Below are 17,736 nucleotides of genomic sequence, written 5' to 3' on the forward strand. Positions count from 1 at the left end.
TGCCCTGGGCGGCACCATTTCATGCGTCGGGGTGTCGCTCCGGTGCCCTGAGTAGCGGATACCGATTGGCCTTCAAGGCGATGGCGGCGCCGCGCAGCACACCCATCACAATCAGGCACTGTGCCGCGTAGTAGCTGCCCAGCACCCAGAAGGCCGACATCGGCAGCGGGCTCACGAAACGGTTGATCGCCAGCAGCGCGTCGCTGAGCATGAAACACGCGGCGCCCACGGCCACCACCAAGGACGGGCCGTCGCGCTGCACGCTGGCGCGGCCCAGGGCCTGCGCCGCCATCAGGCCGATCGCCAGCACATAGGCGGCCACGGGCCCGCGCAGGCCGGGTGGCAGGCCGCCGAACCAGAGCACGGTGTACATACCCAGCCCGACCGCGGCCACGCCCCACGCGGCGGACCGGTTCGCCAGCCAGGGCACGCCCTGGCGGAACAGCGCGATGTAGGCGATGTGCGCCAGCAGGAAGGCCGCCAACCCGGGGATGAACAGGCCGTCGAGCATGAGGAACACATCGCCCGCGAGCGACGCGGCGAGGGCTGCGAGCAGCCAGGGCGCGCCGCGCACACCGTGGGCGCGGGCGCGTTTTGCCACGATCACCACCGCCAGGGCCACGACCATGGTCAGTGGCTTGAAGACGAGGTGCGCCGCCGTCCAGCCGGTGGCGGCGCTGGCCATCGACAGCGCGGCGCATTCGATCAGCAACACCTCGCCCCGGCTGATGCGCCCCTGCAGCAACGCGCCCACGGCCCACAGGCCGGAGAACAGGGCGCTGAACCACGCCAGGTTGTGCGACAGCGCGGCGGTGTCGGCGCGCCAGAGAAAGGCCGCCACGCCGCCCAGCAAGGCCACGAACTGCCACGCCGCGAAGACCTTCACCGGGCGGGTGACGGGCGGTGCGTAGGTCTTGACGGTGGTGATGTCAAAGGGCGGTTTGGGGAATGCAGCCGCCACGTCGGACGGCCGCCAGCCCGGTGGTTTCAACCACACGCGCAGCTTGTCGGCCCAATGCCGGGTGTGCCAGCTGTCGCGGGCCAGCGCGGTGTACACCTCGGCATTGGCCCACAGCGGGTCCCAGCTGTTGAGCGGGCTGCGCGTGCCGTAGACGCAGGGCTCGCGCGGGTCTTCGGGTTCGAAGCTGCCGAAGAGGTGGTCCCACAACATCAGGATGCCGCCGTAGTTTTTGTCCACGTAGCGGTCGTTCACCGCGTGGTGCACGCGGTGGTTGGACGGTGAGGCGAACCAGCGGTCGAACCAGCCCAGGCTGCCGATCTGCCCGGTGTGGATCCAGAACTGGTAGAGCAGGTCGATGAGCGCGACCACGGCGAACACCAGCGGCGGCACACCGGCCAGCGCCATCGGCAGGTAGAACACCCAGCCGAGCAGCGGGTAGCTGCTCGGCTGTCGGAGGGCGGTCGAGAGGTTGTAGTCCTGGCTCTGGTGGTGCACCACGTGCGCGGCCCAGAAGATGCCCACCGTGTGGCCGAGGCGGTGGTTCCAGTAGTAGAGAAAGTCGTAGAACAGCAGCGCCAGCAGCCAGCCGGGCAGGGTGGTCCAGAAGCCGGTGTCCGGGACAAGAGACAGGCTGCTGAACACTGCCGTGTAGATGCCGATCTTCAGCAGCGGCACAAACACCACGCTGGCCTGGCTCAGCATGCCCAGCGAGATGCTGTTCAGGGCGTCGTCGAAGCGGTAGGTGTTGCGGCCACGGCGCAGGCCGACCATCCATTCGAGGGCGATGAGGGCCAGAAAGACCGGGGTGGCGAGGACGATGATCTGGCTGGGCGACATGCCCGCCATTCTGGTGGGATTCAGCCCAGGGCTGCTCTGGCGTCAACCCTGATCAGGCGTTCCACCCGCCCGGCCGCCAGGCCGCCGACCACACCGAACGCAAAGTCGTGCAGGTTCACCGTGGGGTCGCAGTGGCCCGGGATCAGCCACACGGTTTCGCCCAGTTCGGGCAGGGCTGTGCCGGGCGCGGCGGCGCGCAGGATGCCGTGTTCGTCGCCACCGTTGGCGAACACCAGGCCGGTGGGCCAGGCGACCGCTGGCAGGCCGCTGTCGATGGCGTGGCTCTTGTGGCCGGCGTCGCAGACGGCGTGGTTTTCGCGGCGGCTCATGACCTGGCTCTTGACGAACAGCGCGTGTTCAAACATCGGGGCGTCCGCTTCGTTCTGGTTGCCCGCGTAGTCGGCATCCATGAACAGGTAGGACCCGGCCTGCAGCTCGCCCCAGACGCCGCTGGCGGCTTCCAGCACGAAGCTGCCGGTGCCCGCGCCCGTGACCAGCGGCACGCTGAAGCCCGCCGCGGCCAGTGCATCGCGGCTGCGGACCACCGCCTGCGTGGCGCCCTCGATGGCGATGCGGCGTTCGGCCGGCGTGCGCTGGTGCTGGGCGCTGCCGTGGTAGGCCTGCAGACCGGCGAAACGCAGGGCGGGGTGCTGCGCGATCTGCCGCGCCAGCGGCACCGCGGCCTCGCCCGGCGCGACACCGCAGCGGCCCTGGCCGACGTCGATTTCGATGAACACGTCGATGGCGTTCGGCGCATGCACGCCCGCCGCATCGAGCGCCTGCGCCAGGCGCGTGATGCCCAGGGCGCTGTCCACCGCGATGGCAAAGCGCGTGGGCAGGTCGCGCAGCGCCGCCGCCAGCCGCGCCAGCTTGGCCGGCGCGATCACCTCGTTGCTGATGAAGATGTCGTGCACGCCGGCGTGGGCCAGGGCCAGCGCCTCGTCGGTCTTCTGCACGCACACGCCCACGGCGCCGTGCGCCACCTGCCGCTTCGCGAGTTCGGCGCTCTTGTGCATCTTGGCGTGTGGCCGCAGGCGCAGGCCGCGCCCGACCGCGAAGGCCGCCATGCGCGCCAGGTTGCGCTCCATCGCATCGAGGTCGATCACCAGCGCCGGCGTGTCGATGGCCGCCACACCCTGGCCCACGCAGGCCTGGGCCTGCTCAAGCCGTCTGTTCATCGAGCGCGCCGTTGCCGGTGGTCAGGTGCCCGGTGTCGGCCCAGCCCACCAGACCCAGGCCCTCGGGCGTCCAGAGCAGGCGGTTGATGGCGGTGTTGGTCAGTTCCCAGCTGCGCGGTGCCTGCAGTTCCAGCCGGGTGGCGGCGCGGTAGAGGATGTCGAGCACGCCGCCATGCACCGCCACGAGGATCTGCTCGCCGGGGTGGCGCGCGGCCAGCTCGTTCACCGCGCGCACCACGCGGTCCTGCAGCTGCAGCAGCGACTCGCCGCCGGGCGGCGCGAAGTCGGGCACGCGTTTGCGCCAGGCGGTGGATTCTTCCGGGTAGCGGGCTTCGAGCTCGGCCCATGTGTGGCCCTCGAAGCGGCCGAAGCAGCGCTCGCGCAGGCCGGTGTGCGTGTGCACCGGCTTGTCGTGCCGGCGCGCGACGGCCTGCGCGGTTTCCAGCGCCCGGCTGAGATCGCTGGCGTAGAACGCGTCGATGGGTTCGTCGGCCAGCGCCTGCGCGAGCTGGGCCGCCTGCCAGCGGCCGTGTTCGTTCAGGTCGATGTCGGTGTGGCCCTGGATGCGGGTGTCGCGGTTCCAGGCGGTTTCACCGTGGCGCACGGCCAGGATGCGGGTGACTTTCAAATGGGGGTCCTGTTCGGTTGGGGCGGTCAACAGGGCGCACTGTACCGGGTTGGCCCCGGTCTGCAAAACCGCACGGAAGATGCCCCGGCTCGTGCGGGGCATCGGGTGCTTTGCGACACAATCGCCGCATGATGCCGTCTCCCTCAGCGCCGCTCGGGGATTTCTCCACGCTGTTCAACTTCCTGCCCATCGGTGCCTACCGCAGTTCGTCCGACGGTGTGATGCTGCGCGCCAACCCGGCGCTGGTGAAGCTCAATGGCTACGCTTCCGAAGCAGCGATGCTGGAGAACGTCAACCGCATCTCCTCCGACTGGTATGTGGTGCCGGGGCGGCGCGGCGAGTTTCACCGCCGGCTGGAGCGTGACGGCTTCGTGCAGGGATTCGTGTCCGAGGTGTCGCGCCACCAGGGGGGCCAGCACCTGTGGATCAGCGAAAACGCCCACGCGGTTCGCGATGCCGGTGGGCAGCTGCTGTACTACGAAGGTACGGTCGAAGACATCACCGAAGGCACGCTTGCCCAGCTGGCACTGCGCCAGAGCGAGGAACAGCTGCGCCTGATCACCTCGCAGATACCGGGCATGGTCTTCGTGGTGCATGTGACACCCGCCGGGCAGCGCAGCTACCGTTTTGTGAGTTCGGGCGTTCGCGACATCTACGGTTTTGGTCCGGAGGATCTGATACGCGACCCGATGCTGATCGCGCGCCACCGGCATCCCGAGGATGCGTCGCGGATCGAAGAGGACATGCAGAAGATCAGCCAGGGGCCCGTCGAGCTCGGGGGCGAGTTCCGCATCGTGTTACCCGATGGGCAGATCAAGTGGGTGTTTCGCCGATCCTGCACCGTGTCTTCCGATGCCGACGGTTTCCTGCGGGTGGGCGTCTTGCTCGACATCACCGAACGCAAGGCCGCCGAAGCGGCCTTGCGTGAGAACGAAGCGCTCTGGAAGCTGGCGCTGGAAAGCGCAGGCGACGGGGTCTGGGACTGGAACATCGCGACCGGGGAAGAGTTTTTCTCCAGCCGCATCCTGGCCATGTTCGGCTTCGCCGAAGGCGAGATCACCCACCTGGCCGAGGCGCTGGACAGCCGGACCCACCCCGACGACGTGGCGCAGATGCTGGCCGACCGGCAGGCGCACTTCGATGGCCGCACACCGGTGTATCGCAACGAACACCGCGTGCGCTGCAAGGACGGCGGCTGGAAATGGGTGCTGTCGCGCGGCATGGTGATCGCGCGCGACGCGGCGGGAGCGCCGCTGCGCATGGTGGGCACGCACACCGACATCACCGAACTCAAGCAGGCCGAGGCGCAGCAGCGCCTGCTCGAAGCGCAGCTGCGTGAATCGCAGAAGATGGAAGCGATCGGCACGCTGGCCGGTGGTGTTGCACACGATTTCAACAACCTGCTTGCGGCGATTCTGGGCAACCTGGCCCTGGCGCGCGAAGACGTGGGGCCCGATCACCTGGCGCAGGAAAGCCTGCAGGAAATCAGCCGCGCCGCGATCCGCGCGCGCCAGCTGGTGCAGCAGATCCTCACCTTCAGCCGGCGCCAGACCCAGGCCATGCAGCTGCAACCGCTCACACCGCTGCTGCTGGAAGCGCTGGGCCTGCTGCGCTCGTTGCTGCCCGCCGGCGTGCGCATGGACACGCGACTGCCCGAGGCATCGCTCGTGGTGCTGGCAGATGCCACGCAGGTGCAGCAGGTGCTGATCAACCTCTGCACCAACGCCTGGCAGGCGCTCGAAGGCCGCCCTGGCGACATCTTCGTGGCGCTGGAAGCCCGACAGGTGGACGCGGCGCAGGCGCTGCAGCTGGGGGATCTGCCGCCGGGGGCCTATGCGTGTCTGAGCGTCACCGACGACGGGCCGGGCATGAGCGCCGAGACCCGGCGGCGCCTGTTCGAACCCTTTTTCACTACCAAGCCGCCGGGGGCCGGCACGGGGCTGGGCCTGGCGGTGGTGCACGGCATTGTCAAGGCGCACCGGGGCGCGATCGCGGTGCACAGCCGGCCCGGCGCCGGCACGCGCTTTGACATCTACCTGCCGCTGGCCGGGGAGACCGGGACGCTGCAGCCCGAACGGGCGCCCGCTCCCGAAGCGCCGGTGTCCGAGGCCAGCGGGCGTCACGTGGTTTACATCGACGACTACGAGGCCATGGTGTTTCTCGTCGGGCGGTTGTTGCGCAAGCAGGGCTTTCGGGTCAGCACCTTCGAGTCGGGCGAAACCGCGCTGGCCTGGCTGCGCGCCCACGACGAGCCGGTCGATCTCGTGGTGACCGACCAGAACATGCCCGGCCTGTCGGGCGTGGAGGTGGCGCGGGCCATCCGCCGCCTGCGCCCGGGCCTGCGCATCGCCATCGTTTCAGGGCATGTCAGCGACGAATTGCTGGCCGAGGCCGCGGCGGCGGGCGTGAACGAGGTGCTGGGCAAACAGGACAGCATGGAAGCGCTGGGCGCGGCCATCCGGCAGTTGCTGGAGGCCTGAAGCGCGCTAGCGTGCAACAACACTCACCAGGGGGGCCGCCCCAGGCTTGAATCGCTCCCCTCGGGGGCCTCGTTCTTCAGCGCGGAACGTCGATGTTGACCTGTCGCACGCCGGCTGGTGGCGTGGGGAAACCCTGCAGGGCCGCGTCGAGCATGGCGCTCCAGAGTTCGGGGGTGCTGTTCCAGCGGCCCTCGTGCGCGGCGTGCGTTTCATAGACCACCTGCTGGCTACCGGCGTGACGGATCAGCAAAGACACCTTGCGCTGGTAGTACGGCCAGTCCGTGTGCAAAAACATCGGCGACCAGATGATCTGACCGCTGCCGGTGATCACGTGACCACGGCCAAACATGCCGAATGCACCCCAGTGGTGGTCCCACGGGTCTTCCCAGGGCGCGTGTGGCAGTCGCAACGAACTGGCGCTGACCTGTACCGTCCAGGACGGGGGCGCACCGCCATCGGCCTGATGCCAGCCGACCTTGCCCAATGCGGTGCGGGCCAGTTCTTCCAGCCGGTCCTGTCCGGCTGCCTGGTGGCCTTCGGTTTGGGACGGCAGTCGGTCAAAGCGGTAGGTTTGTGGTCGCTGCGGCGCTGCAACGGCCAAACGGGTTCCGCCAGCGACATCGTTCCAGCGGGGGAAACTCTCCACCGCGTTGTCCACCCGGTAGACGCTGGCGCAGCCGCCCAGCACCAGAACGCTCAGGGCCGCCAGCAGGCCGCGCCAGCGCACGGCAACGCGCTGTGGGTCTGAAGTGTGGTTGGGGTGCATGGACACGTCTCCTGTGCAGTGGATTGCGCCGCGTCCGCGCGGGGCGGACCCGCGGTCTCAGTGCGCGGCGATCGGTATGACCGCGCGGGCCGGCACTTCGTTCCCGGTTTCGTCGTCGGTCGTGGGCGGAACGGGCTCCGGCAAGGGTTCTTCGTCAAACGCCTTGTCGCCGTCTTCATCGGCCTCGCCAGTGACTTCGATGGACTCGAACGGGAACAGCTTGCGGTCCATCAAATGGCTGGGCACCACGTTCTGCAGCGCGGTGAGCATGTTCTCCAGCCGGCCAGGAAACTTCTTGTCCCAGTCGCGCAGCAGGTTGCCCACCTGCTTGCGCTGCAGGTTTTCCTGGCTGCCGCAGAGCGTGCAGGGAATGATGGGAAATTGCCTGACCTCGGCCCAGCGGATCAGGTCTTTCTCCGGCACGTAGGCCAGCGGGCGGATCACCATGAACTCGCCGTTGTCGCTCACCAGCTTGGCCGGCATGCCCTTGAGCTTGCCGCCGAAGAACATGTTGAGGAACAGCGTCTGCAGCATGTCGTCGCGGTGGTGGCCCAGCGCGATCTTGGTCGCGCCCAGCTCCTTGGCCACGCGGTACAGGATACCGCGGCGCAGTCGGCTGCACAGGCTGCACATGGTCTTGCCTTCGGGGATCACCTTCTTGACGATGGAGTAGGTGTCCTGCGTTTCGATGTGGTGCTTCACGCCGAGCCTGCCCAGGTACTCGGGCAGGATGTGGTCGGGGAAGCCGGGCTGTTTCTGGTCGAGGTTGACCGCGATGATCTCGAAGTCGATGGGCGCACGCGCCTGCAGCTTCATCAGGATGTCGAGCAGGCCATAACTGTCCTTGCCCCCCGAGACGCAGACCATCACCCGGTCGCCGGCTTCGATCATGTTGAAGTCCACGATGGCGCGGCCGACCTCGCGGCAAAGACGCTTTTCCAGCTTGTGGTTTTCGTGGGCGAGTTTTTCGGGGTTCATGGCGCTGGGTCTCGGGCTTTGCGGTCAGGTGTTGCGTCAAAAGCAACAGGGGAAACATTGATGTATGCTGCAACGCACAATCCGGGGGGTGTCAAACCTCGGATATGTGGGTTGGTCACGGATCAACATCATTCAAAAGGCACACTGGGTGTGCTATTCCCGTTGCCACGGCATCGGGCAGCGAATCGACGATTTTATTTGGAGTCTCTTGTATGTCTTTTGCTTTTCATCGGGTTGCCCTGGCTTCCATGCTGGTTTCCTTCGCCTCTATTGCCGCCGCGCAGTCCGCCAGCATGACCACCGACCGTGACGGCAACGTCGGTTACGCCACTCCCGAGGCGTGTGACGCCGCGATCGAGAGCGGCAAGGCCAAGTTCTACAAGCCCCAGACCCAGCAGAAGCCGAAGCTGCAGGCCGGTGAGGTCTCGGTGGCTCCGATGCTGCTCAAGGACCTGAGCCCCAGCTACAGCAAGGGTGCCTGCGACAAGGGCGTGGCCACGGCCCGCGGTCGCGGCGGCGTGAGCAAGGCGCTGCAGGGCAAATGGATCCCCTTCAGCCCGACGTTGGAAATCAACGCCTACAAGAACAAGGATGGCAACGTTGTCCGCGTGACCATGCGCCAGTGCGACAACCACTTCTCCGACCTGCTGCCGCGTCCGACGCCGGTGGCTGTGGCCCCGGTCCCTGTGGCCGCTCCGGCCCCGGCACCCGCACCGGTCGTGGCTGCCCCGGCACCCGTGCCAGCTCCCGCACCCGCACCCGTGCTGAAGGCCGCCGAAGCCGTGTCGTTTCCGTATGTGTTCGGTACCCTGGGTGCCCAGCGCGACCTCATCGGCAATGGCCCGATCGACGGCTTCGCCCAGTTCAACGACCACGACACCAAACTGGCCCTGCAGGGCGGCGTGGGTTACCAGTTCAACAAGCTCTGGGGCGCTGAAGCCTTTGCCCAGTTCGGCAGCGGCCATGTCTTCGAGAACGGCGTCGAGTCCAAGGTCCGTGCACTGGGCCTGCGCGCCACGGTGGGCCAGAACCTGAGCGAAGCCACCCGCCTGTTCGGCAAAGCCGGTATCGCCAGCGTGAAGCACACGGGTGATGTCGCAGGCTCTCAGACCCGCCCGACCCTGGGTCTGGGCCTGACGCACGCCCTGAGCCAGAACCTGTCGCTGCGCAGCGACCTGGACATGTTCGTGAAGAAGAGCTCTGACGAAGCCCGCTCCTGGAAAGAGCTGGTGTACCTGGGCGTTGGCGTCCAGTACAACTTCAAGTGATGCCGGTTCCGGCTTCCTGAAGCCAAAGGGCCCCGCAAGGGGCCCTTTTTCATGGCTCTCCGTCGCTGGTCACCATTGACCGCTTTCCATGCGGATGGCGACCTCGCAGTCCTCAAAAATTTCGAGCTTGGCGATCTTCACGCGCACGCCGATCACGCCCGGCAGCTGCATGAGCCGGCGCGTGAGCTTGCCGATCAGGCTCTCCAGCAGGTTCACGTGTTCGGCGGTGCACTCGTCGATGATGATCTGGCGCACCTTGCGGTAGTCGAGCACGTGGTTGATGTCGTCGTCGTGCGGCAGCAGCGGCTGGGTGCCCTGGTTGAGTTCGGCGTCCACCTGGATCGGCTGCGGGCTGGTCTTCTCGTGGTCCAGGATGCCGAGGTTGGCGTCGAAGCGCAGGCCGGTGAGGGCCAGGATCTGGGTGCCGGCCTGCGGCGCGTAGGGTGTGGTCATGGGTCTGGGCCAGGGCGGCCGGTTTACATCAGCGAAAAATCGCGTTCGAAGCGCATCAGGTGCTGGCCGCCGTCGACCAGCAGCGTGGTGCCGGTGATGGAACGGTTGGCCAGCGCAAAGGCCACGGTTGCGGCCACGTCTTCGGGGGTGGACGAGCGGCCCAGCGGCGACTGCCGGTGCAGCGCCTGGAACTTCTCGTCGCTCAAGAGATGGCTCGTGAGCGTGAGCCCGGGCGCCACGCCGACCACACGCACGCGCGGCGCCAGCGCCATGGCGAGCATGGTGTTGGCGGCTTCGAGCGCGGCCTTGGACAGCGTGTAGCTGAAAAAATCGGGGTTCTGGTTCCAGAGTTTCTGGTCCAGCAGGTTGACCACCGCGCCATCGCGCCCGCTGTCCTGCAGGTGGGCGTGCAGCGCCTGCGCGAGCAGGATCGCGGCGCCGGTGTTGGTGTGCAGGTGCTGGTCCATCGCGGCGAAGCCAAAGCTCTGCGCGCTGTCGTGTTCGAACAGCGAGGCGTTGTTGACCACCGCATCGACCTGGCCGAAGTGCGCCACGACGGCGGGCAGCAGCGAGCGCACGCTGGTCTCGTCGCCGAGGTCGGCGCAGAAGGGCGCGGCACTGCCGGCGCGGCCGCTGAGCGCGTCGCAGTCGGCTGCGGTCTGCTGCGCTTCGGCCACCGACCGGCGGTGGTGCACCGCCACGTTCCAGCCACCGCGTGCCAGTGTGAGCGCGATCTCGCGGCCCAGGCGCTTGCCCGCGCCCGTGATCAGCACGGTGCGCGGGGCGGGTGGCGAAGAGGGCGTGGCGCTGGGCATGGCGGACAATGGCGGGGTGAAAACCGAATCTGTGAGCGAACCGTCAAGTTTAACGAGCGCCCTGTTGGCGCGCCTGCGCGAGGTCATCCACGCGTCGGGCGGCTGGCTGCCGTTCGACCGATTCATGGCCATGGCGCTGTACGAGCCGGGACTGGGCTATTACGCCAACCAGAAGCCCAAGTTCGGCCAGATGCCCGAAGGCGTGGCCGGGCAGGGCAGCGACTTCGTGACCGCACCCGAACTGAGTCCGCTGTTCGGCCACACGCTGGCGCGACAGGTGGCGCAGGCGTTGGTCGCCACCGGCACCGATGAGGTGTGGGAATTCGGCGCCGGCACCGGCGCGCTGGCGCTGCAGGTGCTGGACGCGCTGGCTGCCCTGGGCCAGGCACCGCGCCGTTACACCATCGTGGATCTCTCGGGCAGCCTGCGCGAGCGGCAGCGCGCCACACTGGCGAAGCATGCGGACCGTGTGCGGTGGATCGATCAGCTTCCCGAGCGGTTTGAAGGCGTGGTGCTGGGCAACGAGGTGCTGGACGCGATGCCGGTGCAACTGCTGGTGCGCATCGGCGGGCAGGCCGATGGCCGCTGGCACGAGCGTGGTGTGGTGCTGTCCGAAGTCGGTGCGCTGGCCTGGGCCGAGCGGCCCACCGACCTGCGCCCGCCGCTGGCCATCGAAGGCCCGCACAACTACCTGACCGAAATCCACCCGCAGGCCGAAGCCTTCATCCGCACGCTGGCCGACCGGCTGCAACGCGGTGCGGCGTTTTTCATCGACTACGGCTTCCCGGAGGCCGAGTACTACCACCCGCAGCGCCACATGGGCACGCTGATCTGTCACCGGGCGCACCGGAGCGACGACGACCCGCTGGCCGACGTGGGTGAAAAGGACATCACCGCGCACGTCAACTTCACCGGCATCGCGCTCGCCGCGCAGGACGCCGGCATGAGCGTGCTGGGTTACACCTCGCAAGGCCGCTTCCTGATCAACGCGGGCCTGCTGGACGTTGCGAAAGACGCCGGCCCGCGCGAGAACGCGATGCTCGGCAAGCTGGTGAACGAACACGAGATGGGCGAGCTGTTCAAGGTGATCGCGCTGGCGCCCGCAGAAAGCGCGGAAGGCTGGGTTCCCATGGGTTTCGCCTCCGGCGACCGCACACACCGTTTATGAACAGGACGTCGCCATGATCCGCTGGATGATCGTCATCTTCCTGGCGCTGCTGCTGATCAGCTGGTTCACGCCGCTGCTGCAGAAGCTGGGTTTCGGCAAACTGCCGGGTGACCTGCATTTCAGGGCTTTTGGCCGCGAGTGGTTCCTGCCGATCACCACCACCATCCTGCTGAGCTTCGTGGCCAGCCTGATCGGCCAGCTCATCTGAGCGACGGTATACCCCTTGGGGTGTCTTGAAATGGGCGCAGCCGCATCCATCTGTCAGGCATCCCGACCGACTGGAGCCCTTCGCATGTCCACAGCATCCCTGCACATCGTCTGCCCCCACTGCCACACCACCAACCGCATCGCCAGCGCCGACCTCTCGGCCGCGCCCGATTGCGGCAAATGCCACCAGCCCCTGTTCACCGGCCACCCGGTGCCGCTGGACGAAGCAGCGTTTGAAAAACACATTGCGCGCTCGCAGGTGCCGGTGCTGGTCGATTTCTGGGCACCCTGGTGCGGCCCCTGCCGCGCGATGGCGCCGGCATTCGAGCAGGCCGCGCAGCAGCTGGAGCCGGGCATGCGCCTGGCCAAGGTCAACACCGAAGAGGCGCAGGCCCTCGCCGCACGCTTCAACATCCGCAGCATCCCGACGCTGGCGCTGTTCGTGAACGGCCGCGAGGTCGCGCGCCAGCCCGGCGCCATGGGGGCTGCCGACATCGTGCGCTGGGCGCGTTCGCAGCGCGTCTGAACGCTGGAGCGACGGCCGCGGCGGCAAAGCCGTTCCACCCACTCTGACATTCATGTAACTGAGTTACATGTCCGGCATAATCCGGACCACTTCGCACCGGGGCCGTCATGGGGTACTGTTCCGGGCCGACTTTGTGGAACCGATCACATGCCAAACCCGACCAGCGGACTCCTCCGCGCCCGACTGCTCGCCGACGTGGGCGGCACCAACGCCCGCTTCGCCTGGCAATACGGCCCCGGTGAACCGATCACCGACGTGCGCGTATTGCCCTGCGCCGAATACGCCACCCTGCAGGACGCGATCCGCGTCTACCTGAACGACCTCGGCCACGGCACGCCGGACGCGGTGGCGATCGCCATCGCCAACCCGATCACCGGTGACCAGATCCGCATGACCAACCACCACTGGTCGTTTTCGCAGTCGGCGGTGAAGGCCGAGTTCGGCTTCAACACACTGCGCCTGCTCAACGACTTCACCGCGCTGGCGCTGGCGTTGCCGGATCTGCCGGCGCAGGAGCTGCGCCAGGTCGGCGGTGGCGCGGCCATGCCCGGTGCCGCCATCGGTCTGGTCGGCGCCGGCACGGGGCTGGGGGTGTCGGGCCTGCTGCCCAACGGCCTGGCGGGCTGGGTACCGCTGGAAGGCGAGGGCGGGCACGTCACGCTGCCGGCCGTGACGGCGCGCGAACGCCTGGTGATGGACGGCCTGGCGCGCCGCTACGGCCGTTGTTCGGCCGAGCGCGTGTGCAGCGGCCAAGGCATCCTGGACACCTACGGCCTGCTCTGCGAGGCCGATGGCGTGGTGCCGGGTGGCGCGGCCAGTGCGGCCGACGTGAGCGAGGCGGCCCTGAACGCCGGAAACCCGCAGGCGCTGGAAGCACTGAACCTCTTTTGCGCCATGCTGGGCTCGGTGGCCGGCAACCTGGCGCTCACGCTCGGTGCGCGCGGCGGGGTCTACATCGGCGGCGGCATCGTGCCGCGGCTGGGCGCCTGGTTCGAAAGTTCACCGTTCCGGACGCGATTCGAGTCCAAGGGCCGGTTCCACGGCCTGCTGGCCGACATCCCCGTGTGGGTGATCACTTCGAAACAATCGCCCGCCTTGCTGGGTGCGGCGCGTGCACTGGACAGCCACTGAGCACACTCCTAGGGGTTTCCACGGATGGCTGGTGTTAATTAATTAATGAAAAATTAACATCCTCGGTGCAGCCCGCGCCGGGCCAACCACAACCGGGCCGCAGGCCATCCAACGGAGACAACCCATGAAGTTCACTTACACCTTTGGTGCCGCGCTGGTCGCTGCCCTGCTCGCCACCGCCTGCGGCAAAAAAGAAGAGGCTGCTCCAGTCGCCGCCACGCCGGCGCCGGCCGCTGCGCCCGCACCCGCCAAGACCGCGGTGGAAGTGCTGCACTACTGGACTTCGGGCGGCGAGGCCAAGTCGGCCGCCGAGCTCAAGGGCATGCTCGAAGCCAAGGGCTACGAGTGGAAGGATTTCGCCGTGGCCGGTGGTGGCGGTGAAAACGCCATGACCGTGCTCAAGAGCCGCGCCGTTTCGGGCAACCCGCCCACGGCAGCGCAGGTCAAGGGTCCGGCGATCCAGGAATGGGCCAAGGAAGGCATGCTGGCCAACATCGACAACGTGGCCGGCCCCGAGAAGTGGGACGAGCTGCTGCCCAAGGTGGTGGCCGACGTGATGAAGGCCGATGGTCACTACGTGGCCGCACCGGTCAATGTGCACCGCGTCAACTGGATGTGGGCCAACCCCGAAGTGCTGAAGAAGGCTGGCGTCGCGGGCATGCCCAAGACCTGGGACGAGTTCTTCGTCGCGGCCGACAAGATCAAGAAGTCCGGCAACATCGCGCTGGCCCACGGTGGCCAGAACTGGCAGGACTTCACCGTGTTCGAGTCGGTGGTGCTGGGTGTGGGCGGTGCCGAGTTTTACGACAAGGCACTCGTCAAGCTCGACCCGGCGGCGCTCACCAGCCCGACCATGACCAAGGCCGTGACGACCTTCCGCAAGCTCAAGGGCTATGTGGACGACGCTTCCTCGGGCCGCGACTGGAACATGACCACCGCCATGGTGATCCAGGGCAAGGCTGGCTTCCAGTTCATGGGCGACTGGGCCAAGGGCGAGTTCACCGCCGCGGGCCAGAAGCCGGGCGAAGGTTTCCTGTGCGCGGCTGCGCCGGGCACCGCCAACGCCTACACCTTCAACGTGGACTCCTTCATCATGTTCAAGCTGAAGGACGAGGCCGCGCAGAAGGGCCAGGCCGACCTGGCCTCCGCCATCCTGAGCCCCGAGTTCCAGGAAGTGTTCAACCAGAACAAGGGTTCCATCCCGGTGCGTCTGGGCCACGACATGAGCAAGTTCGACGATTGCGCCAAGCTCTCGGCCGCGGACTTCGTGGCCACCGCCAAGGCCGGTGGTCTGGTGCCCTCAATCGCCCACGGCATGGCCGTCAGCCCCGCGGCCGAAGGCGCCATCAAGGACGCCGTCAGCCAGTTCTGGAACGACGACAAGATCTCGGTGGCCGACGGTGTGAAGAACATCGCCAAAGCCGCTGCGACCAAATAAGCGTTCACCCGCCGCGTGCCCACAACCCCATCCCCTGCGGATGGGGTTGTCTTTGAATGCACCCCATGAAATCTTTTGAAAACCTGCTGCCCAAGCTGGTGATCGCTCCGGCCTTCGTGTTCGGTTTTGCGTTCATCTACGGCTTCATGATCTGGAACGGCGTGCTGTCCGTCACCGGCTCGCGCATGCTGCCCAACTACGACGAGTTCGTGGGACTTGCGCAGTACCGGCAACTCTGGGACATGGACCGCTGGACCGTGGCCTTGAAGAACCTGGGCATCTTCAGCCTGCTGTACGTGGGCGGCTCGATGGCGCTGGGCATGGTGCTGGCCATCTTTCTGGACCAGAAAGTGCGTGCCGAAGGCGTGTTGCGCACCGTGTTCCTCTACCCCATGGCCTTGTCGTTCATCGTGACCGGCACCGCCTGGAAATGGATTCTCAACCCCAGCCTCGGGCTGGAAAAACTCATGCACGACCTGGGCTGGGCCAGCTTCAGTTTCGATTGGCTGGTGCAGTCCGAATTTGCGATCTACTGCGTGGTGATCGCGGGCATCTGGCAGTCGGCCGGGTTTGCGATGGCGCTGTTCCTCGCCGGCCTGCGCGGCATCGACGACAGCATCATCAAGGCCGCGCAGATCGACGGTGCCTCGCTGCCGCTGATCTACTGGCGCATCATCCTGCCCATCCTGCGCCCGGTGGTGTTTTCCACCATCCTGGTGCTCTCGCACCTGTCGATCAAGAGCTTCGACCTGGTGATGGCGCTCACCGCCGGTGGCCCCGGTTTCGCCACCGACGTGCCCGCCACCTTCATGTACACCATGAGCTTCACGCGCGGCCAGATCGGTCTGGGTGCGGCCAGCGCGACCATGATGCTGGCCACCGTGGCGGCGATCGTGGTGCCGTACCTCTACAGCGAACTCAGGGCGAAACCTCATGACCGCTAAACCCTTCTCTTTCGGGCGCGTCGTGGTCTATGGCGTGCTGCTGGTGGCCGCGCTGTTCTTCCTCGCGCCGATGTACGTGATGCTGGTCACCTCGTTCAAGGACGCCGCCGAGATCCGCAGCGGCAACCTGCTGAGCCTGCCACAGAGTCTGAACCCGGATGCCTGGCACCTGGCCTGGAACAGCGCCTGCACCGGTGTCGATTGCCGGGGATTGCAGCCGTATTTCTGGAACTCGGTGTTCATGGCCGTGCCCGCGGTGCTGATCTCCACCGCCTGGGGCGCGGTCAACGGCTACGTGCTGAGCATGTGGAAATTCCGCGGATCCGAGGTGCTGTTCGGTTTCCTGCTGTTCGGCGTGTTCATGCCGTTCCAGGTGGTGCTGCTGCCCATGAGCCAGGTGCTGGGTTACCTGGGCCTGTCCAGTTCGATCGCCGGGCTGGTGCTGGTGCACTGCCTGGCCGGCATGGCCGGGACCACGCTGTTCTTCCGCAACTACTACACCGCCGTGCCGCGCGAGCTGGTGAACGCCGCGCGCATCGACGGCGCGGGCTTCTGGCGCATCTTCTGGCGCATCGTGCTGCCCATGTCCACGCCCATCATGATGGTCACGCTGATCTGGCAGTTCACCAACATCTGGAACGACTTCCTGTTCGGTGTGGCCTTCAGCGGCGCCGACAGCAAACCCATCACCGTGGGATTGAACAACATGGCCAACACCACCAGCAGCGTCAAGAACTACAACGTGGACATGGCCGCGGCCATCATCGCCGGTCTGCCCACCATGCTGGTGTATGTGCTGGCAGGTCAGTATTTCCTCAAAGGCCTCACGGCTGGCGCCGTGAAAGGATAAAAACAATGGCTTCTTCTCTGCACATCAAGGGCATCCGCAAGGCGTTTGGCAAAGGCGACAAGGCGGTCGAGGTGCTCAAGCGCATCGACATCGACGTCGAGCCGGGCGAGTTCCTGATCCTGGTCGGCCCCTCGGGCTGCGGCAAGTCCACCCTGCTCAACATCATTGCGGGGCTCGAAGAACCGACCGAAGGCGAGCTGCACATCGCGGGCAAGAACGTGATCGGCATGCCGCCCGCCCAGCGCGACATCGCCATGGTGTTCCAGAGCTACGCGCTCTACCCGACCATGACGGTGGCCGACAACATCGGCTTCGCGCTGGAGATGCGCAAGGTGCCCAAGGCCGATCGCGACAAGCGCATCCACGAGGTGGCGGGCATGCTGCAGATCCAGCACCTGCTGGACCGCCGCCCGGCCCAGCTCTCGGGCGGCCAGCGCCAGCGCGTGGCCATGGGCCGGGCCCTGGCGCGCGACCCGCAGCTGTTTTTGTTTGACGAGCCGCTGTCCAACCTGGACGCCAAGCTGCGCGTGGAAATGCGCGCCGAGATCAAGCGCCTGCACCACCTGAGCGGCATCACCACGGTGTACGTGACGCACGACCAGATCGAGGCCATGACGCTGGGCAGCCGCATCGCGGTGATGAAGGACGGCATCCTGCAGCAGATCGACACACCCGACGAGATCTACCGCCGCCCGAGCAACACCTATGTGGCGGGCTTCATCGGCTCGCCCACCATGAACTTCATTCCCGGCCAGGTGGAGCGCTCGGGCGACAGTGGCAAGTTCGTGTTCGAAGGCGGCTCGCTGGACCTGCCTTGCCCGGACGTGCAGCAGGTGACGCTGGGCCAGCGGCCCGAACACATCCACCTGAGCGACGACGCGCCCTGGCGCGGCCAGGTGGTTCTAGTGGAACCGACCGGTGCCGACACCTATGTGGTGATCAAGACCGCCGTGGGGCTGATGACGGTGCGGGCACCGGCGAACACCAAGATCCAGGTGGGAGACACGGCGGGCATGACGGTGAGCGGGCGGCACAACAACTGGTTTGACCACAGCTCGGGTGTGCGTCTCAAGGAGATGGATGGGCATCACGCGCCCTGACCTCTTCT

The 17,736-nt window shown here is 66.9% G+C and carries 17 protein-coding genes; 10 read left to right on the forward strand and 7 right to left on the reverse strand.

Annotated elements, in window-relative coordinates:
- Nucleotides 1-19: 19 nt before the first annotated feature.
- The 3 genes from F3K02_RS20555 to F3K02_RS20565 are packed head-to-tail and all read right to left on the reverse strand — an operon-like array spanning nt 20 to nt 3,604.
- On the reverse strand, nt 20-1,798 hold the full coding sequence (locus F3K02_RS20555; protein ID WP_177137466.1) for a lysoplasmalogenase family protein: 1,779 nt from the start codon (nt 1,796-1,798) through the stop codon (nt 20-22).
- A 20-nt stretch (nt 1,799-1,818) separates the two neighbouring features.
- Nucleotides 1,819-2,976, reverse strand: a complete 1,158-nt coding sequence (locus tag F3K02_RS20560) for a DSD1 family PLP-dependent enzyme (protein ID WP_177137467.1) — start codon at nt 2,974-2,976, stop codon at nt 1,819-1,821.
- Nucleotides 2,960-3,604, reverse strand: coding sequence for a histidine phosphatase family protein (locus F3K02_RS20565; protein ID WP_177137468.1), 645 nt, complete (start codon nt 3,602-3,604; stop codon nt 2,960-2,962). The genes F3K02_RS20560 and F3K02_RS20565 overlap by 17 nt, the downstream gene beginning before the upstream one ends.
- Before the next feature lie 128 nt (nt 3,605-3,732).
- On the opposite strand from F3K02_RS20565, the gene F3K02_RS20570 reads away from it, so the two are divergent.
- Nucleotides 3,733-6,084, forward strand: coding sequence for a hybrid sensor histidine kinase/response regulator (locus F3K02_RS20570; protein ID WP_177137469.1), 2,352 nt, complete (start codon nt 3,733-3,735; stop codon nt 6,082-6,084).
- A 76-nt stretch (nt 6,085-6,160) separates the two neighbouring features.
- Here F3K02_RS20570 and F3K02_RS20575 read toward each other — a convergent pair whose 3' ends face one another.
- Nucleotides 6,161-6,850, reverse strand: a complete 690-nt coding sequence (locus tag F3K02_RS20575) for a hypothetical protein (RefSeq protein WP_177137470.1) — start codon at nt 6,848-6,850, stop codon at nt 6,161-6,163.
- Nucleotides 6,851-6,907: 57 nt separating this feature from the next.
- A complete protein-coding gene (gene ttcA / locus F3K02_RS20580) occupies nt 6,908-7,828 on the reverse strand; it encodes a tRNA 2-thiocytidine(32) synthetase TtcA (protein WP_177137471.1) in 921 nt (306 codons plus the stop codon).
- A gap of 212 nt (nt 7,829-8,040) precedes the next feature.
- On the opposite strand from ttcA, the gene F3K02_RS20585 reads away from it, so the two are divergent.
- The gene (locus F3K02_RS20585; protein WP_177137472.1) at nt 8,041-9,096 is read left to right on the forward strand and encodes an outer membrane protein; all 1,056 of its coding nucleotides are present in this window, start codon (nt 8,041-8,043) and stop codon (nt 9,094-9,096) included.
- A 69-nt stretch (nt 9,097-9,165) separates the two neighbouring features.
- Here the strand turns inward: F3K02_RS20585 and F3K02_RS20590 are convergent, their stop codons facing one another.
- Both F3K02_RS20590 and F3K02_RS20595 read right to left on the reverse strand, forming a co-directional pair.
- On the reverse strand, nt 9,166-9,549 hold the full coding sequence (locus F3K02_RS20590; protein WP_177137473.1) for a dihydroneopterin aldolase: 384 nt from the start codon (nt 9,547-9,549) through the stop codon (nt 9,166-9,168).
- Nucleotides 9,550-9,572: 23 nt separating this feature from the next.
- Entirely contained in the window at nt 9,573-10,364 is a 792-nt protein-coding gene (locus F3K02_RS20595; RefSeq protein ID WP_177137474.1) for an SDR family oxidoreductase, read from the reverse strand.
- On the opposite strand from F3K02_RS20595, the gene F3K02_RS20600 reads away from it, so the two are divergent.
- The 8 genes from F3K02_RS20600 to F3K02_RS20635 all read left to right on the forward strand — a co-directional run bounded on the left by F3K02_RS20600 (nt 10,363) and on the right by F3K02_RS20635 (nt 17,728).
- Entirely contained in the window at nt 10,363-11,532 is a 1,170-nt protein-coding gene (locus tag F3K02_RS20600; RefSeq protein WP_177137475.1) for a class I SAM-dependent methyltransferase, read from the forward strand. The two genes, F3K02_RS20595 and F3K02_RS20600, sit on opposite strands and share 2 nt — an antisense overlap.
- A gap of 13 nt (nt 11,533-11,545) precedes the next feature.
- A complete protein-coding gene (locus tag F3K02_RS20605; RefSeq protein WP_177137476.1) occupies nt 11,546-11,740 on the forward strand; it encodes a DUF2905 domain-containing protein in 195 nt (64 codons plus the stop codon).
- An 84-nt stretch (nt 11,741-11,824) separates the two neighbouring features.
- Nucleotides 11,825-12,265: a thioredoxin TrxC gene (trxC, locus tag F3K02_RS20610; RefSeq protein WP_177137477.1), complete on the forward strand. Its 441-nt coding sequence runs from the start codon at nt 11,825-11,827 to the stop codon at nt 12,263-12,265.
- A gap of 147 nt (nt 12,266-12,412) precedes the next feature.
- Nucleotides 12,413-13,396, forward strand: coding sequence for a glucokinase (locus F3K02_RS20615; RefSeq protein WP_177137478.1), 984 nt, complete (start codon nt 12,413-12,415; stop codon nt 13,394-13,396).
- 124 nt (nt 13,397-13,520) lie between these two features.
- Entirely contained in the window at nt 13,521-14,834 is a 1,314-nt protein-coding gene (locus tag F3K02_RS20620) for an ABC transporter substrate-binding protein (RefSeq protein ID WP_177137479.1), read from the forward strand.
- A 56-nt stretch (nt 14,835-14,890) separates the two neighbouring features.
- Nucleotides 14,891-15,778: a carbohydrate ABC transporter permease gene (locus F3K02_RS20625; RefSeq protein ID WP_425485628.1), complete on the forward strand. Its 888-nt coding sequence runs from the start codon at nt 14,891-14,893 to the stop codon at nt 15,776-15,778.
- Entirely contained in the window at nt 15,768-16,628 is an 861-nt protein-coding gene (locus F3K02_RS20630; protein ID WP_177137481.1) for a carbohydrate ABC transporter permease, read from the forward strand. The genes F3K02_RS20625 and F3K02_RS20630 overlap by 11 nt, the downstream gene beginning before the upstream one ends.
- 5 nt (nt 16,629-16,633) lie before the next feature.
- On the forward strand, nt 16,634-17,728 hold the full coding sequence (locus tag F3K02_RS20635; protein ID WP_177137482.1) for an ABC transporter ATP-binding protein: 1,095 nt from the start codon (nt 16,634-16,636) through the stop codon (nt 17,726-17,728).
- The last annotated feature ends 8 nt before the right edge of the window (nt 17,729-17,736 follow it).

The sequence above is a fragment of the Hydrogenophaga aromaticivorans genome, from assembly GCF_013387465.1.
Classification (GTDB): Bacteria; Pseudomonadota; Gammaproteobacteria; order Burkholderiales; family Burkholderiaceae_C; genus Hydrogenophaga; species Hydrogenophaga aromaticivorans.

What these genes read in the sequence shown, in the direction of transcription:
- F3K02_RS20555 (WP_177137466.1), bottom strand. Translation starts at nt 1,798, where the DNA reads ATGTCGCCCAGCCAGATCATCGTCCTCGCCACCCCGGTCTTTCTGGCC.
- F3K02_RS20560 (WP_177137467.1), bottom strand. Translation starts at nt 2,976, where the DNA reads ATGAACAGACGGCTTGAGCAGGCCCAGGCCTGCGTGGGCCAGGGTGTG.
- F3K02_RS20570 (WP_177137469.1), top strand. Translation starts at nt 3,733, where the DNA reads ATGATGCCGTCTCCCTCAGCGCCGCTCGGGGATTTCTCCACGCTGTTC.
- F3K02_RS20575 (WP_177137470.1), bottom strand. Translation starts at nt 6,850, where the DNA reads ATGCACCCCAACCACACTTCAGACCCACAGCGCGTTGCCGTGCGCTGG.
- ttcA (WP_177137471.1), bottom strand. Translation starts at nt 7,828, where the DNA reads ATGAACCCCGAAAAACTCGCCCACGAAAACCACAAGCTGGAAAAGCGT.
- F3K02_RS20585 (WP_177137472.1), top strand. Translation starts at nt 8,041, where the DNA reads ATGTCTTTTGCTTTTCATCGGGTTGCCCTGGCTTCCATGCTGGTTTCC.
- F3K02_RS20590 (WP_177137473.1), bottom strand. Translation starts at nt 9,549, where the DNA reads ATGACCACACCCTACGCGCCGCAGGCCGGCACCCAGATCCTGGCCCTC.
- F3K02_RS20600 (WP_177137475.1), top strand. Translation starts at nt 10,363, where the DNA reads ATGGCGGACAATGGCGGGGTGAAAACCGAATCTGTGAGCGAACCGTCA.
- F3K02_RS20595 (WP_177137474.1), bottom strand. Translation starts at nt 10,364, where the DNA reads ATGCCCAGCGCCACGCCCTCTTCGCCACCCGCCCCGCGCACCGTGCTG.
- F3K02_RS20605 (WP_177137476.1), top strand. Translation starts at nt 11,546, where the DNA reads ATGATCCGCTGGATGATCGTCATCTTCCTGGCGCTGCTGCTGATCAGC.
- trxC (WP_177137477.1), top strand. Translation starts at nt 11,825, where the DNA reads ATGTCCACAGCATCCCTGCACATCGTCTGCCCCCACTGCCACACCACC.
- F3K02_RS20615 (WP_177137478.1), top strand. Translation starts at nt 12,413, where the DNA reads ATGCCAAACCCGACCAGCGGACTCCTCCGCGCCCGACTGCTCGCCGAC.
- F3K02_RS20620 (WP_177137479.1), top strand. Translation starts at nt 13,521, where the DNA reads ATGAAGTTCACTTACACCTTTGGTGCCGCGCTGGTCGCTGCCCTGCTC.
- F3K02_RS20625 (WP_425485628.1), top strand. Translation starts at nt 14,891, where the DNA reads ATGCACCCCATGAAATCTTTTGAAAACCTGCTGCCCAAGCTGGTGATC.
- F3K02_RS20630 (WP_177137481.1), top strand. Translation starts at nt 15,768, where the DNA reads ATGACCGCTAAACCCTTCTCTTTCGGGCGCGTCGTGGTCTATGGCGTG.
- F3K02_RS20635 (WP_177137482.1), top strand. Translation starts at nt 16,634, where the DNA reads ATGGCTTCTTCTCTGCACATCAAGGGCATCCGCAAGGCGTTTGGCAAA.